At 72.0% G+C, this 6,682-nt stretch carries 12 protein-coding genes; 4 read left to right on the forward strand and 8 right to left on the reverse strand.

Features of this window, described 5'->3' with window-relative positions:
- The 4 genes from PROKR_RS18310 to PROKR_RS18325 form a co-directional block, all read right to left on the reverse strand.
- Positions 1-607: VIT1/CCC1 transporter family protein (locus tag PROKR_RS18310; protein WP_084800523.1), on the reverse strand; the 607-nt coding region annotated here is incomplete at its 3' end.
- 195 nt (positions 608-802) lie between these two features.
- A complete protein-coding gene (locus PROKR_RS18315; protein WP_036965506.1) occupies positions 803-1,519 on the reverse strand; it encodes a DUF1684 domain-containing protein in 717 nt (238 codons plus the stop codon).
- A gap of 142 nt (positions 1,520-1,661) precedes the next feature.
- Complete coding sequence (locus PROKR_RS18320; RefSeq protein WP_036965508.1) at positions 1,662-2,117, reverse strand: nitroreductase/quinone reductase family protein; 456 nt, start codon at positions 2,115-2,117, stop codon at positions 1,662-1,664.
- 53 nt (positions 2,118-2,170) lie between these two features.
- Complete coding sequence (locus tag PROKR_RS18325) at positions 2,171-2,626, reverse strand: nitroreductase/quinone reductase family protein (RefSeq protein WP_084800524.1); 456 nt, start codon at positions 2,624-2,626, stop codon at positions 2,171-2,173.
- A 91-nt stretch (positions 2,627-2,717) separates the two neighbouring features.
- On the opposite strand from PROKR_RS18325, the gene PROKR_RS18330 reads away from it, so the two are divergent.
- Both PROKR_RS18330 and PROKR_RS18335 read left to right on the forward strand, forming a co-directional pair.
- The gene (locus PROKR_RS18330; RefSeq protein ID WP_084800525.1) at positions 2,718-3,185 is read left to right on the forward strand and encodes a MarR family winged helix-turn-helix transcriptional regulator; all 468 of its coding nucleotides are present in this window, start codon (positions 2,718-2,720) and stop codon (positions 3,183-3,185) included.
- A 9-nt stretch (positions 3,186-3,194) separates the two neighbouring features.
- Positions 3,195-3,578 carry a VOC family protein gene (locus tag PROKR_RS18335; protein WP_036965510.1) on the forward strand — a complete coding sequence of 128 codons (384 nt, stop codon included), beginning with the start codon at positions 3,195-3,197 and terminating at the stop codon, positions 3,576-3,578.
- 4 nt (positions 3,579-3,582) lie between these two features.
- Here PROKR_RS18335 and PROKR_RS18340 read toward each other — a convergent pair whose 3' ends face one another.
- The 4 genes from PROKR_RS18340 to PROKR_RS18355 all read right to left on the reverse strand — a co-directional run bounded on the left by PROKR_RS18340 (position 3,583) and on the right by PROKR_RS18355 (position 5,759).
- Positions 3,583-3,909 carry a helix-turn-helix domain-containing protein gene (locus tag PROKR_RS18340; protein ID WP_036965512.1) on the reverse strand — a complete coding sequence of 109 codons (327 nt, stop codon included), beginning with the start codon at positions 3,907-3,909 and terminating at the stop codon, positions 3,583-3,585.
- Entirely contained in the window at positions 3,906-4,277 is a 372-nt protein-coding gene (locus tag PROKR_RS18345; protein WP_036965514.1) for a type II toxin-antitoxin system RelE/ParE family toxin, read from the reverse strand. Before PROKR_RS18345 ends, PROKR_RS18340 begins: the two co-directional genes overlap by 4 nt.
- A gap of 94 nt (positions 4,278-4,371) precedes the next feature.
- Complete coding sequence (locus PROKR_RS18350) at positions 4,372-5,304, reverse strand: M23 family metallopeptidase (RefSeq protein WP_051433123.1); 933 nt, start codon at positions 5,302-5,304, stop codon at positions 4,372-4,374.
- A 122-nt stretch (positions 5,305-5,426) separates the two neighbouring features.
- Positions 5,427-5,759 (reverse strand): PEP-utilizing enzyme, encoded by a 333-nt coding sequence (locus tag PROKR_RS18355; RefSeq protein WP_036965515.1) that lies wholly within the window; start codon positions 5,757-5,759, stop codon positions 5,427-5,429.
- A gap of 63 nt (positions 5,760-5,822) precedes the next feature.
- Here PROKR_RS18355 and PROKR_RS18360 point away from each other — a divergent pair, with 63 nt between their 5' ends.
- The gene (locus PROKR_RS18360) at positions 5,823-6,482 is read left to right on the forward strand and encodes a hypothetical protein (protein WP_036965516.1); all 660 of its coding nucleotides are present in this window, start codon (positions 5,823-5,825) and stop codon (positions 6,480-6,482) included.
- A 44-nt stretch (positions 6,483-6,526) separates the two neighbouring features.
- Positions 6,527-6,682 (forward strand): histidine phosphatase family protein (locus PROKR_RS18365; RefSeq protein ID WP_036965517.1); only part of this gene is annotated, 156 nt, incomplete at its 3' end.

Raw genomic sequence — 6,682 nt, forward strand, 5'->3', positions numbered from 1 at the left:
GCACCACGGCGAACGTGACGCCGACGCGCCAGGGCTCGGGGATCAGGAGCACCGCGGCGAGCGGCAGCACCGCGCCGAGGGTGAACGCGACCGCCGAGGCGAGCGCGGCGTGCCACGGGCTGACCACGCCGTCCTCGTCGATGTTGAGCTCGGCCTCCAGGTGCGCGGTCAGTGCGTCGTGCTCGGTGAGCTCGACCGCGACCTGGCGCGCTGTGGCGGGGGACAGGCCCTTGGCCTCGTAGATCGCGGCGAGCTCGGCGAGCTCCTCCTGCGGCATCTCGGCGAGCTCGGCCTTCTCCTTGGCGATCAGGGCCTTCTGGGTGTCGGACTGGCTGGACACGGAGACGTACTCGCCCAGCGCCATCGAGATGGCGCCGCCCACGAGGGCGGCGAGACCGGCGGTCAGGATGGGGCCGGTCTGTGACGTCGCCGCCGCCACACCCACGGCGACCGCGGCGACGGACACGATGCCGTCGTTCGCGCCGAGCACACCGGCTCGGAGCCAGTTCAGCCGCTCCGCGAGGCCTTCGGTGTGCGGTTCGTCGGCATGCCCGACGGCGGGGCGGGCCGTGCCCGGGCGCTCGGCGCCGGACGGTTCTGTGGTCATGGCCCCAGGCAACCAGGAGACGGGTCACGGGGCCAACACCGGGGCCTGGATTGGCGAGGCTCACCTTGCTGCGGGGCCGTCCCCTTCGAGGCCTAAGTTTCTTCGCTCTCCGCTGGCTCAAAGAGAAGAAACTTAGGCCTCGAAGGGGAGGGGCTGATCGAGCGAGCTCGCCTCGGCCCCCAGGGCTGAACCGACCTACTTGGCCGGGGTGCGCTCGCCGACCGGGACCTCGACCGCCAGCGTGTTGCCGTCCTGGGCGAGCGGGCACGTCCACGCCGGGTCGTAGGCGCAGGACGGGTTGTAGGCGAAGTTGAGGTCGAGCACCAGGTCGCCGACGCCGAAGTCGTCGGGGCCGCCGCCCTCGCCGCCGTCCGAGCCGCCGGTGTGGCCGAGCCAGGAGCCCTTGATCGTGTCGATGAGGTAGCGGCCGCCGCCGTACGTGCCGCCGGGCGAGCCGGCGAGCGCGTCCTTGATCGGCACGAACAGGCCGCCGCCGTAGGACGCGAGGCGCCAGACGTCGAGCGTGCCGAGGTCGCCCAGGGCGTCGGAGCCCAGCGCGACCGTGCCGAGCAGCTCGAACGGCACCACGCCGTCGGTCCCGGTGGGGACGTCGAGGCGGCGCGGCGCGCCGTCCGGTCCGGGCTCGGCCGGGACGATCGGGGCACTCAGGCGCCAGGCCGGGTCGTACGGGGTGACGGTCAGCCCGGTGAATCCGGGCCGCTCCTCGGGCAGGATCGGCGACACCGGGTGGGTCGCGAAGAGCTCGTCGCGCGCGGCGACCCACCCGGCGTGCGCCGCCGCCGGGTTCACGACGGCGCGGGTGCGGGCCTCGGCGTACAGCGCGAAGACACGCCGTCGCCAGTCCGCGGTCTGGAGTGCTGTGGTGGCCGGGGAGGTGGTGGCGTGCGTCATGCGCACGACACTACAGACCGCCGCTGACACCCCGTCGGATGGGACGGGGTCAGCGCCCCTCGAAACGGAAGATCTCGGACGCCAGACCCACATCCTGTGATGTCACGGGGACGGGTCAACCACGCCTCACCGACACCCGAGATCAGCCTTTCGGCGTCAGTTGGATGACGGGCATCTCCCGGTCCGTCGTCTGCTCGTACCGGCGGAAGTTCGCCGCCTTGGCCGTGATCCGCTGCCACGCCTCGGCGCGTTCCGCGCCGTGCAGCTCGCGAGCGGTCACGGCGACCTTGCGACCGCCCAGCTCGACCGTCAGCCGGTCGGGGTGCGCGGCCACGTTGTGGTACCAGGCCGGGTTGGTCGCCGCGCCCCAGGCGGAGGCGACGACGAGCCAGGAGCCGTCGGGGCCGGGGAACCACGCGAGCGGTGTCGGCCGGGCCTGTCCACTCTTGCGTCCTACGGTGGTCAGGACCAGGAGGTTCTTGCCCATGGTCGTGGCCGTGGTGCGCCGGGCGTGCCCGGCCATCAGGCGGTTCAGCCAGCGGAACACGGGCCCGGGCACGCGGGCCCCACGGGTGCCTGTCGGGTGGGAGAAGCTCATAGGGCGATCCTCGTCAGGTGGTCGGGTCCGGCCGCCGGGAATCATGCCAGAGGTCAGGGCTTCGGCGTCAGGTGGATCACGGGGATCTCCCGGTCGGTGGTCTGCTCGTACTTGTGGAACCCCGGGGACTCGTCGGTGATCTGCTGCCAGGCCTGCGCGCGCTCCGTGCCGTGCAGCTCGCGCGCGGTCACCGCCACCTTGCGGCCGGCCCGCTCGGCGGTCACCTGGTCCGGGTGTGCCGCGAGGTTGAGGTACCAGGCGGGATTGGCCTGCGCCCCGGCCGCCGACGCTGCGACGTACCAGCCGCCGTCGGGCGCCGCGAAGCAGGCGACCGGGTTCTCGCGGGGCTGGCCGCTCTTGCGGCCGACGGTGGTCAGCACCAGCAGCGACATGCCCATCGTCCTGCCGTCCGTGCGCCGGGCGCGGCGGGCGATCAGCCTGTTGAAGAAGCGGGTGGACCGGCCCGGCTGCTTCGCACCGCGCGTTCCGGTGGGGTGGGTGAAGCTCATGGTGCTGCCTTCCGTCGGACGTCCGGATAATAGTTCGTGTCGTTGACTATACATGGCATTAACCATGTAGGCTGTGTACCTTTGACGAGTGATGCCCGACGAGACCCCTGACGCCCTGCTGGGCTGCGCCGCACACGGCATCGGGGGCATGCCCGAGCTGGTGGAGCTCGCCGTGGTGCTGACCGCCACCGTGGCTCGCGTCGCCGACCAGCACGAGCTCACACCCATGCAGGGCCGGCTGCTCTGCGGCCTCGGTGACCAGCCCCAGCGCATGGTCGACCTGGCGCAGCTCCTGGGGATCGAGAAGGCGGCACTCACCGGCCTCGTCGACCGGGCGGAGCGGCGCGGGCTGTTGGAGCGTGGCCCGGTTCCCGGCGACCGCCGAGCGGTCCAGGTGTCGCTGACCGACGCCGGCACCGAGGCGGTCGCCGCGTTCGAGGCCGGTGTCACGAACGCGCTCGACGGCCTGCTGGCCACGCTGCCCGCCGGGGACCGGCCGGAGTTCCGCCGGCTGGCGTCGGCCGTGGTCCTGGCGGCCCGGGGTGCGCGCGCGGCCTAGGATCACGGGGTGCTGCGACTCTCCGACGTCACCTACCTCGTCCGCGACCACGACGAGGCGATCACTTTTTTCGTGGGCTCCCTCGGCTTCGTCCTGCGGGAGGACGAGACCAACGACGCCGGCCGCCGCCGCGTCGTCGTCGGCCCCACGGACGGCGGCACCGGCCTGGTGCTCGCGCTGACCGACGCCGCCGACGCCGTCGGGCGGCAGGCGGGCGGGAAGGTCGCGTTCTTCCTCGAGACCGACGACTTCGCCGCGCAGCACGCCCGGATGGTCGCGGCAGGCGTGCGGTTCCGGGAGGAGCCGCGGTACGAGGCCTACGGCACCGTGGCGGTCTTCGAGGACCTGTACGGCATGCCGTGGGACCTGATCGAGCCCCCGAAGGGCGCCTGAGCGGTCAGGCGGCGTGCGTGCTGCGCAGGAGGTAGGTGCTGTCGCCGAAGACAGCGGTGATCTGGATCGTGCCTCCTAGCGCCTCGACATAGCGAGCGACCGCGGAGAACGTCGAGACCTCACCGCGTTCGATCTGTGACACCCGGCTCTTGGTGATGCCCATCCGCTCGGCCAGCTCGAGCTGGGTCAGGCCGAGCTCCTTGCGACGCTCGGCGAGCCGATGCCCGTCGATGTAGGCCTGGGTCCGCTCGCGCGCCTTTTCGAGCGCCTCCTCGCCGAGGTGTTCGACGATCTCGGGCCGCACATCGCTCCACTTGCGGTACGTGCTCATGGCTTGACCTCCTCCTGTTCGCGCTCCTCGACGTAGCTCTCGAAGAGCCGCTCGGCGTGGGGGATCGCGGTGCTGTACCAAGCCTTCCAGTGTCCGGACTTGTCGCCGCCGACGAGCAGTATCGCCGATCGCCAGGGATCGAACACGAACAACACCCGGACCTCGCTCCTGCCGCTCGATGCCGGGCGCAGTTCCTTCATGTTGTGGACCCGTGAACCCTCGATGCGGTCGACGAGCGGTCGACCGAGCTGTGGTCCCGCGTCGGCCAGCCTGTCGATCGCGTCCGCGACGAGTGCCTGAGACCCGTCGTCGATCGTGTCGAACCACGCGAAGAACTCGTCGGTGGCTCGGATCTCCCATTCCTCCATCTCGCGAGTGTAGTAAATCCTCTACCTCGTCGCGCGGTCAAGGCCGAAGGCCCCCGGGGTGTACCCGGGGGCCTTCGGTGTCGCAGAGCCGGCGTCAGCCGCAGTGCTCGAACGGGCTGGTGTAGCTGGTGCTGCCCACCGAGCCGCCCCACTTGACGCAGGTGCCGGGCGCCGACCGCTTGACCGGGCCCGCGTAGTAGGCGAAGTTGCCGGAGTCGGTGGTGCGCGAGGCGCCCTGGGGCTCCAGGAAGGCGGCGACCGCGCTGGGGGTGCCAAGGTTGGTCGACTTCAGGGTGACCACGCAGTTGCTGCCGGTGCCCGAGTTGTACAGCAGGTAGGTGCGGCCCACGGAGCCGAGCGCCGCCTGGTCGATCACCACGAAGCCGCTGCCGCAGACCTCCACGGGCGTGTACGGGTTGCTGGAACCGCAGCCGTTGGTGCTGGTCACGGCCTTCTTCTGGCCGACGGAGACGGTCACGCCGTCGACCGTGGGCGAGGTGTCGACCACGCCGGAGGAGTTGCGCTGCTCGTAGTGCAGGTGCGGCGCGCTGGACCCGCCGGTGGAGCCGACGGTGCCGATCACGGTGCCCTGGCTGACCGACATGGTCTGACCCGGGTTGCGCACCATGGTGGCGAGGTGGGCGTACCGGGTGCGGGTGCCGTCGCCGTGCACGATCTGCACCCACTTGCCGTAGCTCGTGCCGCCCTCGTCGTCGAAGGTGGCGGTGCCGCCGGCCGTGGCGCGAACCGTCTCGCCGTTGATGGCGTCGCTGCCGTAGGTCTGCCAGTCGATGGAGCCGTTGGGGCTGTGGCCGCCGCTCCAGTTGTTGGCGTAGAACGTCTTGCCGCAGCTGAACGGCGACTTGTGGGCGGTCGCCAGCACGCCGGCGCCGTCCGAGGTGGACAGGGGGGACAGGGCGGCCGCCGTGGCCGCGGACGCCGGTGCGGCGACCAGGGCGAGCGCAGCCAGCGCGGCGAGCGCCCACTGCCTGGCGGATCTTCTGGGGAACAGGGAGTTGGCTGTCATCGGTGCTCTCCATCCTGGGTCTGACTCTTGGTCTGACGCCGGAAGGCTGACACGCCGCACGCCGCGGTGCCCATGGGTAGGGCTGCCCCTGGACGGCTCCCCAAACCGGTGCTCCGGCCAGGTCAGGCCGCGACCCGCCCGGCCCCGCCGTCGACGGTGATCGTCTGGCCGTCGCGGAGCGTGCTCATGGCGCCGGGCACGGCCAGGACGGCGGGGATGCCGTGCTCGCGGGCCACGATCGCGGCGTGCGACAGGACACCGCCGGTCTCGGTGACCACGCCGGCCACGACGCCGAACAGGGCGGTCCACGCCGGTTCCGTGAACCGGCACACGAGGACGTCGCCGGGGCGCACGCGGGTGAAGTCGTCGGGGCCGTGCACGACGCGCGCGGGACCGGACGCGAGGCCCGGACTGCCGGGCGTACCAGCCAGTTCGGTGGCGGGGTGGTCGGTCATGGCTTCCTCCCTGGGCGTATTCGCCCGCGTTGACACCGGCTGCCCCACGATGCACGGTGCACTATGGCTCACATCCCGGTGCTCGGCCGATCCTCTCAGCCAGAGCTCCTCGTGCTCCACTCCGTGCGGATCCAGGGCATGGCCGACGACGACGCCGTCGCCGTGCGGTTCGGCCTCGACCGGGCGGACACCCACGAGCTGCTGCTCGACGACGAGGCGTACGGCTGGGTGCGTCGTGCCGCGTTCGGCACGACGGCGGGCTGGTCACTGACGGACCGCGGCCGCGCCGAGGACGACAGGCGTCTGGCCGAGGAGCTGGCCGAGGCCGACGCGCGGGGTGTGGTCGAGCGGGCGCACAAGGTTTTCGGGCCCTTGAACGCCCGGTTGCTGCGGGCGTGCACGGACTGGCAGCTCCGGCCGGAGCAGGACGACCGGCTCACCCCGAACCATCACACGGACCCCGAGTGGGACGCGCGCGTGCTGGACGAGCTCGGGACGCTGAGCGACGAGCTGAGGCCGCTGGTCGCCTCGCTCTCCTCGGTGCTGGCGCGGTTCGAGGGGTACGACACACGGTTCACCGCCGCGCTCGACCGGGCGCGCGCCGGCCAGGGGGAGTGGGTGGCCGGCACCGGCCTGAGCTCGTGCCACACCGTGTGGATGGAGCTGCACGAGGACCTTCTCTCGACCCTCGGCATCCCGCGCACCGAGCAGCGCGCCGAGTAGCGTGCTGGTCCCGGCGGCGCGGACCTGACCGGTAGGTTCGTCGCATGGCGACCCGACATCTCTACCTGGCCAGGCACGGTGCGGCGGACGCGTTCGGCGAGCTGACCGACGTCGGCCGAACGCAGGCCGGCCTGCTCGGCGAACGGCTCGCGGGGCTCCCCGTCGGCGCCGTCTGGCACTCGCCCCTGCCGCGCGCCGCC

Origin of the sequence: Promicromonospora kroppenstedtii DSM 19349 (assembly GCF_000515355.1) — a bacterium.
Classification (GTDB): domain Bacteria; phylum Actinomycetota; class Actinomycetes; order Actinomycetales; family Cellulomonadaceae; genus Promicromonospora; species Promicromonospora kroppenstedtii.